The 21,632-nt window shown below is 42.4% G+C and carries 25 protein-coding genes; all 25 read right to left on the bottom strand.

Annotated features, from left to right (window positions below; translation table 11 throughout):
* Positions 1–12: 12 nt before the first annotated feature.
* A complete protein-coding gene (locus DWZ33_RS00215; RefSeq protein ID WP_118453381.1) occupies positions 13–765 on the bottom strand; it encodes a hypothetical protein in 753 nt (250 codons plus the stop codon).
* Positions 762–1,505, bottom strand: coding sequence for an RsmE family RNA methyltransferase (locus tag DWZ33_RS00210; protein ID WP_182425445.1), 744 nt, complete (start codon positions 1,503–1,505; stop codon positions 762–764). Before DWZ33_RS00210 ends, DWZ33_RS00215 begins: the two co-directional genes overlap by 4 nt.
* Positions 1,506–1,590: 85 nt before the next feature.
* A complete protein-coding gene (locus tag DWZ33_RS00205) occupies positions 1,591–3,000 on the bottom strand; it encodes an MATE family efflux transporter (protein WP_118453377.1) in 1,410 nt (469 codons plus the stop codon).
* Positions 3,001–3,139: 139 nt separating this feature from the next.
* Positions 3,140–4,369, bottom strand: a complete 1,230-nt coding sequence (locus DWZ33_RS00200) for a helix-turn-helix transcriptional regulator (RefSeq protein ID WP_118453375.1) — start codon at positions 4,367–4,369, stop codon at positions 3,140–3,142.
* A gap of 57 nt (positions 4,370–4,426) precedes the next feature.
* Positions 4,427–6,136, bottom strand: coding sequence for an FAD-dependent oxidoreductase (locus DWZ33_RS00195; RefSeq protein ID WP_118453373.1), 1,710 nt, complete (start codon positions 6,134–6,136; stop codon positions 4,427–4,429).
* Between the two features lie 159 nt (positions 6,137–6,295).
* Positions 6,296–7,033 carry a pseudouridine synthase gene (locus DWZ33_RS00190; protein WP_022939684.1) on the bottom strand — a complete coding sequence of 246 codons (738 nt, stop codon included), beginning with the start codon at positions 7,031–7,033 and terminating at the stop codon, positions 6,296–6,298.
* A 40-nt stretch (positions 7,034–7,073) separates the two neighbouring features.
* Positions 7,074–7,586 carry a spore maturation protein gene (locus DWZ33_RS00185; protein WP_118453371.1) on the bottom strand — a complete coding sequence of 171 codons (513 nt, stop codon included), beginning with the start codon at positions 7,584–7,586 and terminating at the stop codon, positions 7,074–7,076.
* Entirely contained in the window at positions 7,579–8,148 is a 570-nt protein-coding gene (locus DWZ33_RS00180; RefSeq protein WP_022939686.1) for a hypothetical protein, read from the bottom strand. The genes DWZ33_RS00185 and DWZ33_RS00180 overlap by 8 nt, the downstream gene beginning before the upstream one ends.
* Positions 8,145–9,125: a D-alanyl-D-alanine carboxypeptidase family protein gene (locus tag DWZ33_RS00175; protein ID WP_182425443.1), complete on the bottom strand. Its 981-nt coding sequence runs from the start codon at positions 9,123–9,125 to the stop codon at positions 8,145–8,147. Before DWZ33_RS00175 ends, DWZ33_RS00180 begins: the two co-directional genes overlap by 4 nt.
* Positions 9,126–9,194: 69 nt before the next feature.
* Complete coding sequence (locus DWZ33_RS00170; RefSeq protein ID WP_182425441.1) at positions 9,195–9,827, bottom strand: HD domain-containing protein; 633 nt, start codon at positions 9,825–9,827, stop codon at positions 9,195–9,197.
* Entirely contained in the window at positions 9,820–10,368 is a 549-nt protein-coding gene (gene scpB / locus DWZ33_RS00165) for an SMC-Scp complex subunit ScpB (RefSeq protein WP_026881065.1), read from the bottom strand. Before scpB ends, DWZ33_RS00170 begins: the two co-directional genes overlap by 8 nt.
* Positions 10,361–11,089 carry a segregation and condensation protein A gene (locus DWZ33_RS00160; protein ID WP_022939690.1) on the bottom strand — a complete coding sequence of 243 codons (729 nt, stop codon included), beginning with the start codon at positions 11,087–11,089 and terminating at the stop codon, positions 10,361–10,363. The genes scpB and DWZ33_RS00160 overlap by 8 nt, the downstream gene beginning before the upstream one ends.
* 63 nt (positions 11,090–11,152) lie before the next feature.
* Positions 11,153–12,211: a GNAT family N-acetyltransferase gene (locus tag DWZ33_RS18190; RefSeq protein ID WP_118453365.1), complete on the bottom strand. Its 1,059-nt coding sequence runs from the start codon at positions 12,209–12,211 to the stop codon at positions 11,153–11,155.
* Positions 12,212–12,280: 69 nt separating this feature from the next.
* Complete coding sequence (locus DWZ33_RS00150; RefSeq protein ID WP_022939695.1) at positions 12,281–13,648, bottom strand: spore germination protein; 1,368 nt, start codon at positions 13,646–13,648, stop codon at positions 12,281–12,283.
* Positions 13,645–13,995 (bottom strand): stage V sporulation protein AE, encoded by a 351-nt coding sequence (gene spoVAE, locus DWZ33_RS00145; protein ID WP_022939696.1) that lies wholly within the window; start codon positions 13,993–13,995, stop codon positions 13,645–13,647. Before spoVAE ends, DWZ33_RS00150 begins: the two co-directional genes overlap by 4 nt.
* A complete protein-coding gene (gene spoVAD / locus DWZ33_RS00140; RefSeq protein ID WP_118453363.1) occupies positions 13,995–14,990 on the bottom strand; it encodes a stage V sporulation protein AD in 996 nt (331 codons plus the stop codon). The genes spoVAE and spoVAD overlap by 1 nt, the downstream gene beginning before the upstream one ends.
* The gene (locus DWZ33_RS00135) at positions 14,987–15,427 is read right to left on the bottom strand and encodes a SpoVA/SpoVAEb family sporulation membrane protein (protein WP_022939698.1); all 441 of its coding nucleotides are present in this window, start codon (positions 15,425–15,427) and stop codon (positions 14,987–14,989) included. Before DWZ33_RS00135 ends, spoVAD begins: the two co-directional genes overlap by 4 nt.
* A 51-nt stretch (positions 15,428–15,478) precedes the next feature.
* A complete protein-coding gene (locus DWZ33_RS00130; protein WP_022939699.1) occupies positions 15,479–16,231 on the bottom strand; it encodes a sigma-70 family RNA polymerase sigma factor in 753 nt (250 codons plus the stop codon).
* Entirely contained in the window at positions 16,188–16,625 is a 438-nt protein-coding gene (gene spoIIAB, locus DWZ33_RS00125) for an anti-sigma F factor (RefSeq protein ID WP_022939700.1), read from the bottom strand. The genes DWZ33_RS00130 and spoIIAB overlap by 44 nt, the downstream gene beginning before the upstream one ends.
* Positions 16,618–16,938, bottom strand: a complete 321-nt coding sequence (locus tag DWZ33_RS00120; protein WP_022939701.1) for an STAS domain-containing protein — start codon at positions 16,936–16,938, stop codon at positions 16,618–16,620. Before DWZ33_RS00120 ends, spoIIAB begins: the two co-directional genes overlap by 8 nt.
* Before the next feature lie 102 nt (positions 16,939–17,040).
* Positions 17,041–18,201, bottom strand: coding sequence for a D-alanyl-D-alanine carboxypeptidase family protein (locus DWZ33_RS00115; protein ID WP_118453361.1), 1,161 nt, complete (start codon positions 18,199–18,201; stop codon positions 17,041–17,043).
* A gap of 74 nt (positions 18,202–18,275) precedes the next feature.
* Positions 18,276–19,574, bottom strand: a complete 1,299-nt coding sequence (locus tag DWZ33_RS00110) for a pyrimidine-nucleoside phosphorylase (protein WP_118453359.1) — start codon at positions 19,572–19,574, stop codon at positions 18,276–18,278.
* Positions 19,562–20,050, bottom strand: coding sequence for a dihydrofolate reductase (locus DWZ33_RS00105; protein ID WP_118453357.1), 489 nt, complete (start codon positions 20,048–20,050; stop codon positions 19,562–19,564). Before DWZ33_RS00105 ends, DWZ33_RS00110 begins: the two co-directional genes overlap by 13 nt.
* A complete protein-coding gene (locus tag DWZ33_RS00100; protein WP_022939705.1) occupies positions 20,047–20,919 on the bottom strand; it encodes a thymidylate synthase in 873 nt (290 codons plus the stop codon). The genes DWZ33_RS00105 and DWZ33_RS00100 overlap by 4 nt, the downstream gene beginning before the upstream one ends.
* Entirely contained in the window at positions 20,916–21,629 is a 714-nt protein-coding gene (locus DWZ33_RS00095) for a pseudouridine synthase (protein WP_420841407.1), read from the bottom strand. Before DWZ33_RS00095 ends, DWZ33_RS00100 begins: the two co-directional genes overlap by 4 nt.
* Between the last annotated feature and the right edge of the window lie 3 nt (positions 21,630–21,632).

Genomic DNA, 21,632 nt, shown 5'->3' with positions numbered 1-21,632 from the left:
TCTTAAATACAATCATCTTTGCCATTTACTTAACAGCTTCTCACCCTTGCGCAAGCCCTTTTCCGAAAGCCATTGCCGGCTGAGAATCAGCTGAAGTGCCCCACGCTCATCAGCCTGTATCAGATAAGGCAAAAGCTCAGCAAGCTCTGAAGGCTCGGCACATTGAGATAAAGACAATGAATACAATGTCTGCCCATTTGAAAGAACATATAGCCGATGATTGAGTTTACAAAAACAGAAACATTGCTCTTCTGCCTCGCCAATCAGTTCAAGATCAGTAAAACCGGCAGCGATTACATCCGTGCTTAAGCTTTTCTGAGTGATTAAAGAAGCATACTCATAACGCAGCTGCGCATACTGTTTTAATTCAAAAAGAACCATCTCATCACGGTAAATATCATTCATCCGCTCATCAAACATCGGTATGAATACCTGCTTATGATTGCGCATCACATACGGCAAGGCTGCCTTCAGCGCATCGATTTCAATATTAATCAGTCTTTTCTTCTCTAAATAATTTAAGCTTGACCAATAATCATTCATTTCGTAACAGGCTTTAAAAAAAACAGTTTCAAACGCCTGTTTGCTTAAAATACAGCGATACAGGAATTGCGCATAAAAGAATTCAAGATCACTCTTGATGGGCAGATTTAATTTATCCGCTTTAAACTGTGATTGAATAAGCGGCAGCTGTTCTCGGCAGCCCTGAGTTTTAAACAGCGGTTCACGCTGATCCTTTTCACATAATTTAATCAATTGTTTCATTTTACTTCACCTGACAGATCATAATGATAGCTGATGGCGTTTAAGGCAAATAACGCAGCTGTCTCAGCACGGAAAATTGCTGTGCCTAAGCTTACCCGCACAAAACCAAAAGCCTCAGCCTTAGCCACTTCTTCCAAGCTAAAACCACCTTCCGGTCCAATCATTACCGCAATGGATGAAATATCCGGATGTTCCTTAAACACCGCCGCCAGATTGCAGGCTTTTAAATCCGCATCCTCATAGGCTATCAGCTTTAAGTCGGCCTGCACGCCCAGTACCTGATCAAAATCAGCACTAGCCAGCACCGGTGTCTGATGAGCCCGCTTGCATTGTTCACAAGCCTCTAAAGCAATCTTATTCCAGCGCATCAGCTTTTTATCCGCCTTCTCTTCTTTGGCCTTCACGACACAGCGGCTGCTGATCATCGGCTGAATCTCATAGGCACCGCATTCACATGCTTTCTGCAGCAGATAATCCCATTTATCCCCCTTAATCAATCCCATAATAAGCGTTGTTTTAACCCTTGAAGCATTTAAAGGGAGGACCTCAAGCACCAAGCCGGCCACTTGATCATCGGCGAATTCAATGGCTGTCAAATAGGGCTGTTCACACGCATCCACCACCCGCACCTGACTGCCTTGTTTCATCCGCAATACATTCTTTATATGATGCGCCTGTTCCTTATTAAAAACAAACCGTTCATCGATATTTAATTTACCTTGTACAAAATACTGCTGCATAACATCACCTGCAACCATTTTAACGTATTTACCAATAAACTGCAATTAAAGGCAAGAAAAAAGGGCAGCTTCTGCCCTTGTTCAATCAAGCCCCCTGGATTTTCAATTCATGAAGTTCAATGAGCGAAGTCTCATGTTCCTTATCCAAATGCCTTAAAAAATACGTACTTATGAAGATGACCACGATAAATGATATTACATCGGCAATTGGAGCCGAAACCAAGACACCCTCAACCCCAAAGAATATCGGTAAAACCAATACCAACGGTACACTTAAAACAAAGTCACGCAGTAGGGATAAGCCCATTGATAACATCGGTTTACCTAATGACTGCAGGAAGATGCTGGTCGCTTTTTGGATACAGCATAAAAGAATCGTTCCTAGATAGCACCTAAAGGCCATAACCGCAAATTCATTGTATAATTCATTTTCACTGCCGAAGATACGAATAATCTGTAAGGGGAAGCACTCAAAACAAATTGTCGCGATAATTCCAACGGTGATTTCCGCAAGAACCATCGTTTTAAATATCTGTTTGACGCGTTTCATTTCCTTGGCGCCATAGTTATAACCAACTATTGGCTGTGAACCTGCCGCAATACCAACCACAAAGGAAATAACGATCTGGAATACTTTCATGACAATGCCCACTACCGTTAATGGAATATCAGCGCCATATTTTGATTGTGCGCCATAAGTTACCAATACATTATTCATGACACCCATAATCACTACAATTGAAATCTGTGTCAGAAAGCTGCTGATACCTAATGGCAGAATTCTTTTCAGTAATTTTGTGCGAAGCATAAAGCTGCCCTTGTGTAACTGAATTGATTTAGTGTGCTTTAGATAATACAAGGCTAAAATTGCGGAAACAAATTGCCCAAGGATAGTAGCTAATGCGGCTCCCATCATACCCCAGCCAAAAACAAAGATGGCGATTGGATCAAGAATGATATTAATGATGCAGCCAGCCAAAGTTGATAACATTGCAAATTGCGGACTGCCGTCAGCACGAATGATTGAATTCATCATATTAGCAAACATAAAGCAAGGAATACCGATAACAATATAGCTGTAATATTCTGATGCATAAGCAAGAGTATTTGCTGTTGCGCCAAAGCTCATTAAAATATGATTCTTGAAAATAATTAATAATGCGGTAAGAACGATTGAAACAATCAAAGTAAACACAACCGCATTTCCTACACTGCGATGTGCATTCCCCTCATCCTTACTCCCTTGACAAATACTCAGATAGGCTGCACAGCCATCACCAATGAGCAATGCAATAGATAAGGCTAGTATTGTTACCGGGAATACGACATTAGTCGCACCATTGCCCAGATAACCGATGCCTTGACCGATAAAAATTTGATCCACGATATTGTATAGAGCGGATACTAACAAGGACATTGTACAGGGTATAGAAAACTTCAGCATCAGCTTACCAACTGATTCCTCTGCCAAATAATGATTCATACTATTTTTCATAAAAACCTCCATTTTCACATAATAAAAAGACCACAGCTTTAGCTTGCCACGCGATTGACCCTCGCATATAAGCTGCAGTCGTAGTCTTCATGTGTGTCAGTATAACACAAATAAATTTGTCTCGTAAGATATTTTTTTATTATTTTTGATTAATCTGACGGTATTCCTGCGGCCGCATGGCGGTCAGCTGTTTGAATTTCATACAGAAATATTGAACGTTCTGCATACCGCACTGCAGAGCAATCTCACCAATTTTTAAATTTGTCTCACATAATAAATGCTTTGCCTTGCGAATCCTAAGCTCATTGATGAAATATGGCAGACTGACACCCATTTCCGCATTAAAGACACGGCTTAAGTAAGAAGCGGAGACATTCATTGCATCAGCAATCTCATATAGACTGATACTCTCCTGATAATGACGGTTAACATATTGAATAGTGTTAATAATCAGCGGGCTGATGGCGGCTTTATGTTCTGTTTTAAATTGGCAGAAGGTAAGCAGCAGATTAAACAGCGATGCCTCAAATTCTTCAATAGCGCAGTATTGTTCTAACCGCAGCACCTCATTGATCGGTTCTTCAAAATCGAGACGAAACTGCAAATTCAAAATCAGCAGCATTTTCTTAAGTTCAGAAATGATATCATATGTCAGGATAACATCCATGCTTCTTTTCAGTGACAGCATTATTTCATGTACAATGAATCGCATATTTTCAAGTTTACCGTCAAGCAGATTTTGCTGCAGCTTCTGAACCATCGGTATCAAATCAATCAATTTCACATTCTGACGGTCTTTGATAAACATTGACGCCTGCATCGAACACGGACGCATTTTATAAAAAGCCAGCCGATGGCTATTCCTTAACTGTTTAAATGCTGACTGAAAGTGCGCATATGAAACAATTGGTTCTGAATACAGCGTTATGCTGCTTAAATATGGATGCTTAACCTGCCTTGCTTCAATGAATTGCTGCTGCAGCTTTTTTTGAATCTGATCAGCAATGATGGGTATTGGCAATTCCTTGCTTGTTTTAGGTGTAATCATGACCGCAATTAATTTTGATGAGTCATAATTGACCGCACTCATTTCCTTTTCAAATTCATAAGTCTGTTCAAGGGATACCAGCAAGTATTTAACAGCGGCAAAAATATCCAGATAATTTTCACGGTTTAAGTTTAATTTACTATTATAAAAACGCTTTTCAATACCGGCAAGAATCAAATAGCAGTTATTAAAATCTATTTTCAGCTCAACATTCATTTCCTGCATCATTTCTAAAAGCTGATCATATTGCTGACCAAAAAGACTTTCATTTATAATGTATCGTTTGCAAGTTTCAATTTGCTGCTGCTTGAAATTATCCATAAGTACCTCTTTTTTATTATAAAGCAGGCAGTCTAAATTATCCAGACTGCCTCAGCTTTATTTATTTAAAATATCTTCGGCAACGAGCTTGCCAAAAGTAACATTTTCATTAGTAGGCGCACCGCCAAATAATCCATCATGCGCGCATTCACCAACGGCATAAAGATTATTAATCGCATGACCTGCTTTGGTTACCACATGCATGGATGAATCCACCTCTATACCGCCCAAAGTAACTTGTAAGCCGGGTTTTGTTGAAACCGCATAATAAGGGGCTTGCGTAAAATCAATCGTAAGATTAGCTGAACGGCCAAATTCCTCGTCGACACCTGTCTTTACAGCCAACTGGTATTTCTCAATCGTTGCGGTTAGATTATCAGCAGGAACACCCATTTTTTCAGCAAGCTCTTCAATTGTATCAGCTTCTATAAAATAGCCCTGATCTTTAAAGCCCTGAAGCCGTTTTGACTTATCCATAGCACTTTGATCGATCAGAATATATACATGATCGCCTTCCTGTTCCATCATCCATTTAGAAAGTGTTGTATAATCCGGATAATAATCATTACAGAAACGTTTGCCTTCTAAATTTACCATGATGCCGCCTTCTGCCCGTGCCGCGCTCAGACTTGAATTCACACCATTCTCACTATGAACGGACGGATTCAGACGTACAACATCCATAAAAGCCAAATTAGCATCTACTGCTTTTACCAATTCAAAGCCATCGCCTGTTGAACCAGCAGCAGATGTAGATGGTAAATCTGCCCATTCAGGCGCATATTCCAGCAACGCTTCTTTACCTGATGCAAAACCGCCAGTCGCAATAACAATGTTGTCAGCATAAATTGTATAAGTCTCATTTTGACTTTCAACCTTAACACCCTTTACCTGATCATTCTCAGTGACCAATTCAACAGCTTTTGTTGACAGACGCATATCTACATCCAAGCGTTCAATTTCAGCATTCAGTGCCTTAACGATAGCAACGCCAAGAGAACTGCCGTCCTCAGTTGCCACCTGATAAGTTGAGAGCGGACGGTTGATTTTAGTTCCCAGACTATTCAGCCATTCAACACTTTCCTCAGAGCGTTCAAGCAGCGTTTTCCAATTATCAGCATTCATATCTGGATTTTTACTTACTTGGTCAGCGATGTATTCATCAATGCTTAAGCCTAATCCAGCCTGCTTTTGATATTCGGTATTAACAGCTACAAAGTAAGTGGCCGCAAGACTTGTAGCACCGCCATTCATAGCTTGCTTCTCAACAAGAATCACATTCTGACCGCCTTTTTTAAGTTCAATGGCAGTAGTCATACCAGCACCGCCGGCGCCAATAACTACGGTATCACAAATGACATCCTCGGCCTCAGATTTCACCGCTTCAATTACTTCCTTATTTTTCATTGCTTCAACATCAAAGCCTGCCGCCATAAGTCCCAGCTCAGCAGCTTCCAAAATCGCCTTGCTTGTATTAGTAGCGCCGGCAATGGTATCTATCTTCAAGCTTTGATGCTCAACAATCGCCGCCGGAATGCTTTGAATCGGCACATCAGCAATCCCTGCGGTTTCTATATGCTCAACAACCTCTACCCGAATTACTTTCGCATCCTTAACCTCTACCTCAACCTTAACATCTCCATTATTCCCCTTTGCACTTTCTGTATAGACACCATCACTGATATTGGTATCCGCCGGCTTATTACTGCAGCCAGCAATTGTTGCAATCATACACAAAGCTAAAACACACCTTAGTAATTTTTTCATATGATTCCCTCTTCTTTCACCTTCATTTTAGCATTGTGAAATTATTATTTTGTTATATTTTTTTTACACTTGTTCATATTTTTTGACATAAGAAAAAATCACTCTGCCATATTCAGCAGCCATACCGCTGAATATTTTGGAATGATTAATCAATTAATACTATTTAGTTTTCTGTTCGCCCTCTAAAGCAAGACGGCGCAGCATTTTAACCTCATGCGGTTTTAAAATCCGGTATTCACCCTGACTCATATCGCTGACCGTAAGAAAACCGAGTGATTTTCGATGCAGACTGGTAACTGTATGCCCATAAACCTCCATCATCCGTTTAATCTGGCGGTTCCGGCCTTCCTTGATTGTAATATCAAAACGCGTCTTTTGATGATCAAAATCCTTGTTCTTAACTCTCAGCTTAGCTGGCAGCGTCTGAATGCCGTCATCAAGTACAACACCCTTTTCAAGGGCTTTAATCTGTTCAGTTGTCAAAATCCCATCAATGATTACCTCATAGGTTTTAGGAATATGATACTTAGGGTGAATCAGCTGATTGGCAAATTCACCGTCATTCGTTAAAATAAGTACACCGCTTGTATCGTAATCAAGACGGCCGACCGTAAAAATGCGCTCATCACATTTAACCAGTGATACCACTGTTTTGCGGTCAAATTCGTCATCTAATGTGCAGACGGATTTCTTTGGTTTATTCATAACAAAATAAACCTTATTCTCCTTTTGAATCTGCTCACCATCAACCTCAATAATATCTCCGCGTTTTACTTTATATCCTTGTTCAGTAATGGTTTCACCATTCACTGTTACTCTGCCTTCACTAATCATCACTTCCGCTTTTCTTCTTGATGTGATGCCGCTTGCAGCAATTACTTTTTGTAAGCGTTCCATTTAAAATCATCCTCTCTATTCCTTATTTTACCCTAAAAAGCTATGAAAAGAAATAGAACGTTAAAAGAATTGCCATCGTAATACCGGCTAAATCACTGATTAAACCGATTGCCAGTGAATTTTTGATCTTTTTCACGCCGACGCTGGCAAAATAAAGTGTAATAACATATAATGTCGTATCGGTTGAGCCTTGAATGATACTTGCCATCTGACCGGCAAAGGAATCGACACCCAAGGTTTTAAAAATATCGATCATCACTGCCAGTGACGCATTGCCGCTGATGGGTCTGAACAGCATCATCGGAAAGATTTCCTTTGGTATCACACCGGCAAAAGAAGTAAACAGATTGGCAACGGCATCTAAAAGACCGCTTTCCTTCATCATCGCAATCGAGAACATCATCCCCAGCATTGCCGGAAAGACATCATTAAATAAGCCGAAGCCATCCTGTACGCCATGAACAAAATGACTGTATGCGTCTACTTTCTTAATAATAGCAACAATCAGAATAATGCCCAAAAAGGCCGGCAGAATGATGTTTGTGCTAAGCACGGTTCCACCACCTGTCTACAACTAAACCGACAAAAGAAGCGAAGAGCGTCGATACGACGGCAAAGGGAATAAAAGTAGTAGGATCTAAAGATCCATAGGCCGCCCGCAGCGCGATGATCGTGGTAGGAAAGATCGTTACGCCGCCGGTATTAAGCACCAGAAAAGTAACCATGGAGCGGCTGGCGGTTTCCTTATCCGGATTATGCTTCTGCATTCCCTTAATTGCCTTTAAGCCCACAGGTGTTGCCGCTGAGCCAAGGCCAAACATATTGATTACAATATTGCTGGCAACATAACCGAGAGTTTCTGTATCATCCTTGATATCAGGCAGGATAAAACGCAGAAACGGCCGCAGACAACGTTCCAGAAAAGCCAGACAGCCGCCAGCCTGAGCAATTTCTAAAATACCGTTGAAAAAACAAGTGATTGCTAATAATGGCAGTACAAAATTTAATGTTTCTTCACCAACGGTAACCATTGACTGTGACAAAGCATCAACTTTGCCGGTAGCTATGCCATAGACCAATGAACATAAAATCATCACATTCCAGAGCTTGTTCATGAAAACACCTTCCTTAACAAAGATTGTTTGATGATTGGATAACTTTGTGTCTTGCTTACTTGGCCGCTGCTGACCATGACCGTAACCGTATTCTTATCGATACTGGTTACGATTTTAAAAGGCTGCTGATCACTTTTGGCAGCAAGAAAGACAAACGGCTCAGCCACACTGAATTCAATTCCCTGCGTTTTATACAGTCCCTGATCAAGAATTACATATTCCTGATATTGTTCAAAAAACGCCTCATGTTTGGCTTTATGCAGTTCAAAATATTCACTTTCACGAAAACTGACAACAATACTTTCGCTGTCCCCTGCCTGAGCACTGGTCACTAAGGTTTTGCCGGAGTTCATCGTATATCCGGTTTTGCCGCCGTTACACGCGTCATATTCCGCAAGCAGACGATTTTTATTCTTCCAGACACCTAGCTCACCATGATAATTCTGCGTGCCGGCAATCTTTCTGAATACATCGTTGGCCATCGCCGCTTTCATGCATAAAGCCATATCATAGCAGGTTGAAAGATTGCCGCCGTCTTCTTCATCTAAACCGCTGGGATTGCGGAACACACTGTCTTTCATGCCTAATTCAGCGGCTTTCTCATTCATCATGTCAACAAAGGTTGCCACATTGCCGCCGACATGCTCAGCCAGCGCGTAAGCCGCATCATTGCCGCTTCTAAGCATCAAGCCATGCAGCAATGTAATCAAGGTCACCTGCTGCCCTTCCTTTAAATAAATGGAGCTGCCAACCTGATGAGAGGCATCATAGCTGATGGTAACGATCTCATTGAGCTCACTGTGTTCCAAAACCACCAGCGCGGTCATGATTTTGCTGATGGATGCTACACTTTGTACATCATGGCTATCCTTTTCTTCAATCACACTGCCATCTGAACTAATCACTACATAACTGGCCCGAATAGACATCGGCGCCAGTAAATTCAACGCTAATAGCAACAGCAGACATTTTTTCATAAGCTTCACCCTTATCATTGTATGCAGCAGCAACACATTTCAGACAAGAAAAAAATCAGCCGAAGCTGATTATTCAAAAACGGAAAGATCAATTTGTTCCAAAAGCTTTTCATTATAAGCTTTCAGCAATATCAGCTGTTCTTTAAACAGCTCTTTAGCACATGCGCTGCCGCCCATGCCCTCGTCAAGCATTCGATTCACATTCGCTAAGCGCCAGACAATCCTTTCCCGCAATGCCGGCATTGATTTGAACGAACTCATTTCATACAAGAACGTCTCTGCAATCCGATAAGCACCCAGCCGGTCAATGTTGTCACAGTCACTCAAGGCATCTGCCTCACGGATATGCGGATAATCGCCCGGACATTGATCATCTACATACATGGCAATACAATACAGAATATCATGCTGCTGCTTTTCACTTAAGGCTAAAGTTTTCAAAAAAGGCTGAACCAGCGCGGCAGATACCCGGCCATGGTCAATCTCTTTTTCAGCGTCAAATTTACCATAATCATGCAGCAGACATGCCAAAGGCAGCACTTCATCATCATAAGCTTCAGCCGCGCACAGCTTTAAACCGAGCTGATATACTCTCAGTGAATGCTCATACCGATAATTTAAATCAAGAATATCAAGCTGTTCAAAGGAATATAAATGTGCTTTTAAAAAGTCATGCGCTTTCCTTAAATTATCCTTATTCATTGAATAACTCCTCATCCATATTCTGTTCAATAACCGGCAGATCCGGCAATTCATTCAAACTCTTTAATTTAAAAGCATCCATGAACTCTTCAGTAACCTCATAAAGAAAAGGTCTGCCCGGTGCATCGGTACGCCCGCACTCTTTAATGAGTGAGCGAGCCAACAGCTTACGGATCATCATATCACAGCTGACGCCTCTGATTTCTTCAATCTCAACCCGCGTGATCGGCTGCTTATAAGCTATGATTGCCAAGGTTTCCATCGCTGCCTGAGATAAGGTTCCCATCTTAGTTGAAGAAAACAATTTCTCCGCATAAGGATGAATCTTTTCCTTAGAGATAAATTTATAACAGCCGCCAAAGCATACAAGCTCAATGCCATGCTGATCCTCAAGATAATCTTTCATCATTTCATCAAGCAGAAGCTGTGCCTCATTTTCACTGCATTCACAGCTTTCCTTCAGCTGTTCAATCGTCAATCCCTCATCGCCGCTTAAAAAGAGCAGTCCCTCAATGACCGGCTTTAATTCCATCTTATTCATCTCCTTTAATGATCCAGATCGTATCATCGTCATCAACAGCATAGTTGATCTCCCCATGCTTAATCAGATCCAATACTGACAAGAAAGTTACAATCACCATATGCAGATCCGTACAATCCTCACATAATGTTTCAAAATTCATTTTACCGCTCCAAAACCGCAGACGATCCTGAATCTGTACGACACGCTCATCCAGTGATAATTCCTTAATCGTCATCCTTGTCTGCTGAGGACGCTGCAAAAATGAACGGCGGATGATTTTATTCATCGCCTTTACCAAATCATAAGGATTCCCCTGAAGCTCTTCTTCTCTAACTAAAGTGATCCATTGATTCGTCTCTTCACTCGGCGGTTTTGTATAAGACATCTGACGCTGATTATAATAATCCTCAAATGTCTGACAGACCTCTTTATAGCGCTGATATTCAAGCAGCCGCGCGACCAGCTTATCACGCTGATCTTCTTCAAACTCCTCTTCAATCAATACCTTTTCACGAGGCAGCAGTTTTTTGCTTTTATATTCAATCAAGCCTGCCAGCTCGGATAAATATTCACTGGCTATTTCAAGATGGTAGGCTTCCATCGCATTCAGATAAGTCAGATATTGTTCCGTTAATATATCCATATCCAAGTCAAAAAGATCCAATTTATTTTCCTTGATCAGATGCAGCATCAAATCAAGAGGTCCCTCAAAGGAATGGGTCGTTACTTCAAATGCCATGGAATCACCTCTAGGGGTAATTATAACAAAAATCACTTCTGAAATAAAGAATTTATCATGAAATCAAAGTCTCTGTTCACTTATGCGTGCTGTTTGAGTACCTCTTTCAATTAATCGCATAATTAACAGCGGATAGGGATTCCCCTGCTCATCACACTCGCTGCGCTTATAAGTTTGAAATCCAATGTGTTCATAGAAACCGACAGCCTGAGGGTTTTGTTCATTCACTGTCAATTCATTTACTGCATAGTGATCAATGCCAAACTGAAGCAGTCTTTTGCCGATGCCTTTGCCGCGCTCTTCATTTAGGATAAACAGCATTTCAAGTCGCTTTTCCGCAATCCCCATAAAAGCGATGGGAGTATTACAATCATTCATCATCACGATGAGATGCGGCACGGAAAGCAGCGCCTGAGGAACATATTCTTTAATTTTTGATATTTCAGCTGCTGATAAAAATAAGTGAGTTGCTGTCACTGAGTTTTCCCAAACAGCCATAAGCTGTTCAATTAATAAGTCACTGCGATCCATAATTTCTACGATTTTCATTTTGTCTCCTTTTTCATTATTCATAGCCGCTTCTTTAGCTAATCGGGTATAGTTAGATACAAAATTGGTTTTTGCCAAAGTATACCCATCACGGTCAAATTCATACAGCTTCCATAATTTCAGCTTTAATTGCTCATACTCTTTCGCAATCTCAAAATGTTTATTCAGATAATCACGAAAATATATTTCATCATGATCATTGTTAAGTCTTAAATGAATATGAAAGACTCTTTCCGCAAAGCCATGCTCTGTATACCCTTTATTTAACGAAATGCGATTTTCTGTCTCCGACATACAAATATAGCCATTCTTTATCAGCAATGTTTTAATCTGTTTCAGGTCAGCCGGTTCAGCCGCTTCAATCAAAATATCGATGATCGGCTTAGCCCATATCCCTTTAATTGCCGTAGAGCCGATATGATTGATCCTTAAGGACAAATCAGGTAAAAGCATGCACAAAAACTGCCTTTCCTCTTCATACCATGTCTGCCAGCATGGCTGATAAGCGCTCAGTGAGATTGGAAATAAGTGCCACAATTCTTCTAGGTTCATATCGGATAGTTGTTTAGTCATAAATACCTCCGTCTAATCATAAGTATTTCCATTATATCCGATGAAAAGGAAAAAAGCGAAATTATTCAATCATTTCGCTTTCATCTGATCATTTTGTTTTTTAGTTGAGTGGATCAATGAGCCAAACAGCAGACGGCGCATCTCCTTGAAGGAAAAAGGAATCAAGGGATAAAGATAAGGATACTTAATTGTATCCGTCGATAACAGCAATAGAAAATGTGCGATAATACCGATACAGAAACCGGGTATCTTAAAGAACAATGTCATTAAATTCAAACAGATACGGGAAAATTTATTTGCCAGTGAGATTTCATAACCGGGGGTTAGAAAGTTACCGAGGTTGCTGATGGCAATCATAATCAGTATTTCTTTGGTATATGCTCCGAATTCAATCCCAAAATCACCAAGCACAAAGACGACAAGAAAGCCCATGATGCCGGAAAGCATATTGGGAGCATGAATCAGTGACTGGCGAATCCATTCAACGACCAGCTCAGCAAATAGAATCTGGAAGCCAAATTCAAACGGATGAACGCCCTGTACCGGCAGATTCAGCATCGTTGGATTCTCGCTGACCCGCAGGGCAATCCACAAGGGCATCAGGTAGATTGATAAGAAGATGCCGATATAGCGTGACAGCCGGGTGCAGAACGCCAGCAGCGGTGTCTGGGTGTATTCCTCTGCCTGCTGGATCTGTTCAAAGAAAGTGGTTGGCAGCAGAATAGCGGAAGGTATCGTATCTACCAATACGACTAAGCTTCCCTGCAGCAGATGCAAGGCGCATAGATCAGGGCGTTCAGTATAACGGACATGAGGATAAGGATTCAATGTTTTGCCATAAAGCGCTTCTACCAGATTGCGGTCATTGTAGATTTCAACCTGACTGTTTGCCTGCAGGCGATGCTTAAAATCATCAAGCACATCCTGATCAACGATCCCGCGCATATAGACAAGGGCTAAATCTGTTTTAGTCAGCTTGCCTTCCTTATCCAGCTCCACCACCAGCCGTTCATCGCGGATACGGCGGCGGATCAAGCCAACATTCTGAATGATATTCTCTACAAAGGCATCATTCGAACCGCGGATGCTTTTTTCATTTTCCGGTGCATGCACTGAACGGGTCGGATAACCGCGGGTTTCAACGCTGTAATAAGCCGGATCATGATCGAGAAGCACAACGCATTGGCCGCTTAAGATCTGAGTAATTGCTGCCTGTTCATCCAAAAGGGCACTGACGGAACCATTAAAAAAGGTTAAAGGGTCCTCCTTAGGACTTTGTGTAAAGCCTTGAATCAATGCATTAACAGCGCTTTGAGCGGACAGACTGGATAAAAAAATCATACTGATTGTACGGCCGTGCAGCTCATAGGTGGTAAAGGATACATCAAAGGACGCGGAAAGCTTTTGTCTGATGGATGCCAGACGTACTTCGTTCATGATTTAGGTTTGAAGAGGACTGCGACAATAAAAGCCATGAAGATTGCGAAGGCAATACCGGCGCTGCATTTATCAAATACACCGGTAATCAGTCCCAGCCAGCCATCCTCCATCGCACCGGCAAAGGAACCATGAGCCAAAGAATGACCAAAGCTGGTAATCGGCAGTGAGGCTCCGACACTTGCCCAATCAACAAGCTTATCATAAATATTAAAGCTTTCCAAAAACGCTCCCAACACAACAAATAACGAGGTTATGTGACCGGGTGTCAGCTTGGTATTATCATAGATCAGCTGACCGGCAAGACAGAGTGTGCCGCACGTTAAAAACGCATAGATGTAAACCATTAAGCATCCTTCCTTTCAAAACAGATCGCATGAGCGACACAAGGAATCGCTTCCTTCTGCGCTAAGATTACCGGTGTCAGCAAAGCGCCGGTCGCAATCAATAGAATGCGCTTCATCTGCTTACTCTGCAGCAGATCAAACAGCTTACTAACCGTTACAACCATTGAACAGGCACAGCCTGAGCCGCCGCAGAAAATCGGCTGATTGTTGACATCATAGATCATTAAGCCGCAGTCATTCAGCTTATTATCAAGCTGAAAACGCTGTTTCAGACACAAGTCGCTCAGCATTGCATAACCAAGCTTAGATAAGTCACCGGTTACAACAAGATCATAATCGTCAAAAGTACGATTCATATCCTTAAAATGAGTCATCAGCGTATCATAGGCAGCGGGCACCATGGCACGGCCCATATCATTGGCATCACTGAAATTCCAATCGATCACCTGACCAATCGTAAAGGCAGTCACCGCGATTGCTGCTGGCTTGCTGCCTAACACCACTGCCCCGGCACCGGTAACCGTCGAAGTTGTCGTTTCCTTTTTCTGTGTGCCATATTCATTGGGATAACGAAACTGCCTTTCCGCCGTTGCTGTATGTGATGAAGTAAATGCCAGCACATGCTTCATTTGTAAATGCTCAACAGCAATTGCCGCGTGTCCCATCGCTAAAGCTGAGGTGGAACAAGCCCCGTATAAGCTGACAAAAGGAACCTTGAGATCCTTCGCAAAATAATTGGAAGACGCGCATTGATTAATTAAATCACCGCCGTATGCCAATGCAATGTCATGGGTTGTCAGTTTACCCTTTTTTAAAGTATCGCTGACAGCTTCTTTAATCAGACGCCGTTCAGCTTTTTCAAAGGTTGATTCCTCACAATAGTTATCACTAAAAGCATTCGTGAAATATTCTCCCAGTGGACCTGCCTTCTCCAGCGGGCCTACCGCGCAGCCGCTGCTTTGCACATAAACATTTTTAAATTGCAGCGTTGTCATAATAAGCTCACCCCATAACGGATCGCGCTGAATACAATGGCTGCCACAATGCCATAAGTCAGCACCGAGCCGGCAAGCTTAAACATATTCGAACCGATGCCCATGATCAAACCTTCACTCTTACTCTCCAATGCCTCAGAAGCCAATGAATTGGCAAACCCGCTGATTGGAATAAATAACCCCGCGCCTACCCATTGCGCCAGGTTGTCATAAATACCTAAGCCAGTACATAAAGCAGTAATCAAGATGACAGCTAACACAACCACTGTTACAGATTCATCAGCCTTCATCTGAAATTGTTCAACTAAAAAATTTGCCGCAAACTGACCAATAACGGCAAGCAAGCCGCCAAACACAAATGCCAGCAGCGCATTGCGAAGCTTATGCCGCTTTGGCTCATGACGTTCAGCAACCTTTTTTAAATGGATTTCGTTCATAAAAAAACCTCCTTGTCCATAGTATGTGCAGACAAGGAGATGCTTAAACACTTAATCACTGACAAAACGTTCTTTCAGCTGCTTCAAAATTTTCTTCTCCAAACGGGAGACCTGTACCTGAGATATATTCAGCTTTCTGGCAATTTCATCCTGCTTCAGGCCGCATTCATAGCGATAATGAATCAACAGCTGATCCCGGGCATCCAAAGCCTTAATTTCTTTCTGCATCGCGCAGCGCAGTGTGATATCACTCACCTCACGATCCGATATCTTATCCTCAAGATACAATGAATTGCCATCTTTTTCATAGATTGGCTCATCTAAGGAATAGATAAACTGATTCGCGTCAAAAGCCAGCAATACATCACTGACATCATAGCCGCTGGCAGCAGCAATCTCACTATACGTCGGTTCCCGGTTCAATTTCTGAAATAATTCATCCTTGACCTTCACCATGACCAGAAAGCCTTCTTTCAGTGAGCGTGAGATGCGCATGGAACCGTCATCTCTAAAAAAACGTTTGATTTCACCAAAGATGATCGGCACCGCATAAGTAGAAAACTGAACATTCATTGAGAGATCAAAATTATTCAGCGCCTTCATCAATCCTACACAGCCGATTTGAAAAAGATCCTCACGGCTGATTTTCTTAGAAACAAAACGCTGAATACATGAATAGACCAAACCCTGATTCTTTTCCACAAAGGCTTCCTTGGCCGCCTCATTGCCCTCATGAGCCGCTTTGATCAGCGCTTCATTATCAAGCGTTGTCAGCGGATTTGTGGAGCTGTTTCTGGATAACAACGGTCGTACCTTCTTTCGGTGTCGATATAACATCAAAGGAATCTGAGAATGTATCCATGATTGTCATTCCCATACCCGAGCGTTCAAGTTCACTCTTGCTTGTATACAAAGGCTGCAGACACTGATCGATATCATTGATACCGCAGCCCTTATCAGTAACGATAATCGTCACCAATGAATTTACCTCATAGCCGATTTCCAGCTTTACGATTCCCTCACGGCTGCCTTCATAGCCATGGATGATCGCGTTGGTAACTGCCTCCGCGACAATTGTTTTAATTTCCATTACCTCATCAACACTTGGATTGAGCGGCATCAGGAAAGCAATTGCCGATGTTCTCGCAAAAGCTTCATTTTCAATTCTGCTTTTAAAAGTCAAACACATCTTATTCATAGTTTCCCTCATTTCTTTCTTCACGGATCAGCTGGAAGATACCGGACATAGCAAATAAAGCACGGTTGTTTTTGGAAAGATTAGCAACACTCATGGCTATCCCCAGCTTCTGACATTGCTTATAACGGGCCAATAAAAATCCGATGCCGGTGCTGTCTACAAAAGTGACATCCCTGAAGTCAAAGCACAGGGCAGCTGGTTTCTCCTTCTCAATAAGCTTTATGCATTCATCCTTAAGCTGAGTGATTGCATAGTTATCTAATTCTTCGCTGAAATAAATGATCAGTCGATTGTTTTTTAGTTCTGTTCGCATAAGACCTTCCTTTCGTTTTTTATCTTATCACAGCTTTTAAAATGAAAGTTGATTTACGACAAACACTCCTAAGCTTCGACAAAAAAAACAAGCACCGCGTCCTTACGCAAGTACTTGTTTCCATAGATTTAAAAACAGATCAAAATAAGATACTTTTTCCATCGGTACATTTACGCCCAAATCAACCGTAAGCGTCGTTTGATTATCCAGCGTGATCACCAGCTCAGCAATTTTTTCATCAACAGCATACGGCAGTTCATTTTTAGTAAGCACTACCTTTTGTTCTGTAATCTGCGGTTCTTCCCCTATTTTAAAGACAATTGGCACCTCATTTAAAGTAACCAGCTCAGCCGTTTCCGGCTTTGCCAAATCGATGTTAAGCGCGTCGATCACACTGCCCTTTTCATAGATTATTTTCTGATCAAACATCGCAAAGCCATAGTCCAGCAGCTGCTTGGTTTCCGCATTTCTTACCTGACTGCTAGGCTCCTTCATCACCACGCTGATCAGTCGAAGATTGTCGCGTTTTGCGGTAACCGTGATACAGCTCATCGCTTCCTGGGTAAAACCGGTTTTTAAGCCGTCGACACCCTCCATCTGCTTGATCAGCTTGTTGGTATTCACAAGCCAGAACGGCTTTTCGCTGTCTTCACGGATATACGTATCATAAGTTGAAGTAATGGCCAGCAACTGATCACCGCCGGTTTGAATCAGCACTTGGGCAATCCGGGCCATATCCTTGGCACAGGAATAATGCTCGGGATCATGGAGTCCGGTCGTATTCACGAAATGGGTATTTTCCAAACCGATTTCCTTTCCCTTATCATTCATTTTCTTCACAAAATTCTCTACACTGCCGCCCAGCTTTTCTGCCATCGCCACCATTGCGTCATTGGCTGATGCGATACAGATTGATTTAATCATATCCTCAACCTTCATTACCTCATTCACCTCTAAAAATATCTGTGAGCCACCCATAGAAGCCGCCGTTTCACTGACGGTAACCGTATCCTCCATGCTTAAACTGCCATTATTCAACGCTTCAAAAATCAGGATCAGCCCCATCATTTTAGTCATGGAAGCCGGATACAGTTTTTCGGTTTCATTCTTTTTAAAAACTACCTGGCCTGTAGAATATTCCATCACATAGGCGCTCTGTGCCTGATTTGCTAAAGCCGGCTGTTCCTGTTCTTCCTCAGCCTTAATTGGACTCAGCGTTAAGGTCAGCATGCAGATCAGTATAGCTATCCAACCCTTTTTCATTGATTCACCTCAATGCATTCTATGGACTAAAAGACAGAAATATGCAAAAAAGCCTGAGAACCCTCAGACTTGTTTTATAAAACCTTTACAATTAACGGCATTTTCTCACATGCAGTATCAGAAACCACAAAGCATTCATGGAAATGAGTGATCCATTCATCGCTTAATGGCGCATTGATATGAACATAAGCAAGCACATCACCGTCATGAATCGCATCGCCGGCTTTTTTATTTAATACAATACCGACAGCCGGATCGATCGTATCTTCCTTAACCGCTCTTCCGGCGCCGATCTGCATTGCTAATGTGCCTAATTCCAGCGCTTTAAGCTCACGAATCCAACCGTTTTTATGCGTTTTTATTTCAACGACGGTTTTTGCCGTTGGCAATAATTCAGGATGCTTGATCTGTTCGACATCACCGCCCTGAGCCGCTACGAGCTCCATCAGCTTGGCTAATGCGCTGCCATCCTCAATGCTCTTTTTCAGCATGACCATGGCCGCTTCCTCATTTTCCGCAATTTTAGCCTGTACCAGCATGATACTGCCGGCCTGCAGACATAATTCAGTAAAATCAGCCGGGCCTTCGTTCTTTAATGTAGCGATTGCCTCTTTAACCTCAAGCGCATTGCCGATCGCATTGCCCAATGGCTGATTCATGTTAGAAATCATCGCTCTTGTATCACGGCCTAAATGTTTGCCAATCGTAATCATCGTTGCTGCCAGCTCTTCCGCGTCCTCAACACTCTGCATAAAGGCGCCTTCACCAAATTTCACATCCAGCAGGATCGCGTCCGAGCCCGCCGCCAGCTTTTTTGACATGATGCTTGACGCAATTAAAGGAATTGAATTCACGGTGGCTGTTACATCACGCAGCGCATAAAGCTTCTTATCCGCAGGCACCAGACTCTTAGTCTGACCGATTAAGGCAATGCCGATATCATTCACCTGCTTCACAAAAGCATCTTCATCAAGAAAAACATTAAAGCCTTTTATAGATTCTACTTTATCCAGTGTACCGCCGGTATGGCCTAAGCCGCGGCCTGACATTTTAGCGACCTTAGCACCGCAGGCAGCCACCATCGGCGTTAAGGAAAGACTGGTTTTGTCACCGACACCGCCGGTAGAATGCTTATCTACCTTAATGCCCTGAATCGATGACAAATCAATGATATCACCGCTGTGCAGCATCGCATTGCACAGATCCGCAATCTCTTCACCATCCATTCCTTGAAAATAAATGGCCATGCACAGCGCGCTGACCTGATAATCAGGAATTCGTTCAGCTACATACTCACTGATCCAAAAATTAATTTCTTCACGGCTTAATCGTCCGCCGTCGCGTTTCTTTTCAATGATATCTACAAATCGCATCGTGTTCCCTCTTTTCTTCGATAATGAATCAACAGAAAACCATCAAACTGTTCCTTGCTTACAACGATAAATTCATTCACATCATAGGCTGGAAAATAAGTATCGCCGGCATAATCACCAGGCACTAATGAAATCCACATCTCATCCACATAAGGCAGCGCCGCTTGATAGATTTTAGCGCCGCCGCAGATCATCAGCAATTCGTCGCATTGCTGGTATTTTTTTAATAACCCCTTAAAGTCATTGATGACATGAACATGCTCAGCCTCATAATGCAGCGGCTGGTGCGTAATAACATAGGTCGTACGCTGCGGCAGTGGCTTTTTTAATGCCTCAAAGGTTGTCCGGCCCATCACGATATGCTGATGCAGCGTCTTTTCCTTAAACTGCTTCAAATCTTCTTTTAACTGCCATGGCATCCAGCCATCCTTGCCGATGCACAGCTTTTCATCATGAGCGACAATCAGTGAAATCATACGCTCACCTTCGCTTTGATAGCCGGATATGGATCATATCCCTCAATTTTGAAATCCTCATATTTAAAATCATAGATACTCTTTACATCCGGATTGATGATCAGCTTCGGTAAAGCTCTAGGTTCTCTTGCCAGCTGCGTTTCCACCTGATCAAAATGATCGAGATAAATATGTACATCACCAAAGGTATGAATAAATTCCTTAGCTTCATAGCCGCACACTGAAGCAATCATATGCGTCAGCAATGAATAAGAAGCGATATTGAACGGTACGCCCAAAAACACATCCGCACTGCGCTGATACAGCTGACAGGAGAGATATTTCTTATCCGCAGATACATAGAACTGCATGAAAGCATGGCATGGCGGCAAAGCCATATCCTTGATTTGCGCAGGATTCCACGCGCTGATGATATGACGTCTTGAGAAAGGATTTTCCTTTAGATCATGAATTAGATTTTCCAATTGATCAACCCCAAAGAAGTCACGCCATTGATGACCATAAACCGGTCCCAGCTCACCCCATTGCTTAGCAAAATCATCCTCAGTTTTAATCCGCTCAATAAATTCTTCCAAGCTCTCATTTTGATAAGCGGATGACTGAGTGTATTTCTCATAAGGCCATTCATTCCAGATCTTAACATTTTTTAATACTAATGGCTGAATGTTGGTTGAACCGCTGATAAACCAAAGCAATTCTTCCGCGATTCCCTTAAAGAAGACTTTCTTAGTGGTCAGCAATGGAAATCCCTCACGCAGATCAATCCGCATTTGATAACCAAAGCAAGACTTTGTGCCAGTACCGGTACGATCCTGACGCAGCTCGCCATTTTCCATAATGTGTCTGCATAAATCTAAATATTGTTTCATAAATCTGCCTCCCTGTTCTTTAACGCATGTATTTCTGCTTCACTCAGCGGCCGGTATTCACCGCAAGCCAGTGATTCATCAAGCTTTAAGCTGCCCATCTGCAGCCGCTTTAAATAAACGACCTCATTGCCAACAGCATGCATCATCCGTTTGATCTGATGAAATTTCCCCTCATGAATTGTCAGTTCCATCTCATCATCACTGATTTGCCGCACCGCTGCCGGTTCACAGCATTCCTCTTCATTAATCTGAATGCCTGCTTCCAAAGCCTCAATAGCGGCCTGTGTAATCGCTTTTGCCACCTTTACATAATAAATCTTATCCACATGCTTCTTAGGCGCTAAAAGCTCATGCGCCAACGCACCGTCATTAGTAATCAATAACAGTCCTTCAGTATCGATATCAAGCCGGCCGACCGGAAAGGCATCCATCGGTATATACTGATCGAAGCAATCCATGACCGTCGCCTGTTTTTCATCAAAGGTCGCGCTGATCACCCCCGCTGGCTTATTCAGCATCATATAAATATATTTCTCATAGCTCACCGCTTCATCATCCAGCAGTACAACATCGTTTATCTCATCAATTTTCAAATCATCATTACGCACCAGCTGACCATTTACCTTGATCCGCTTGCTGCGAATCAGCTGCTTAACCTCCTTGCGCGTACCTAAACCCGCATGGGCTAAAAATTTATCTAATCGCATCATGAG

The organism is Dielma fastidiosa, from assembly GCF_003475485.1.
GTDB lineage: Bacteria > Bacillota_I > Bacilli_A > Erysipelotrichales > Erysipelotrichaceae > Dielma > Dielma fastidiosa.
This window is presented reverse-complemented; position numbering and strand designations above follow the sequence as displayed.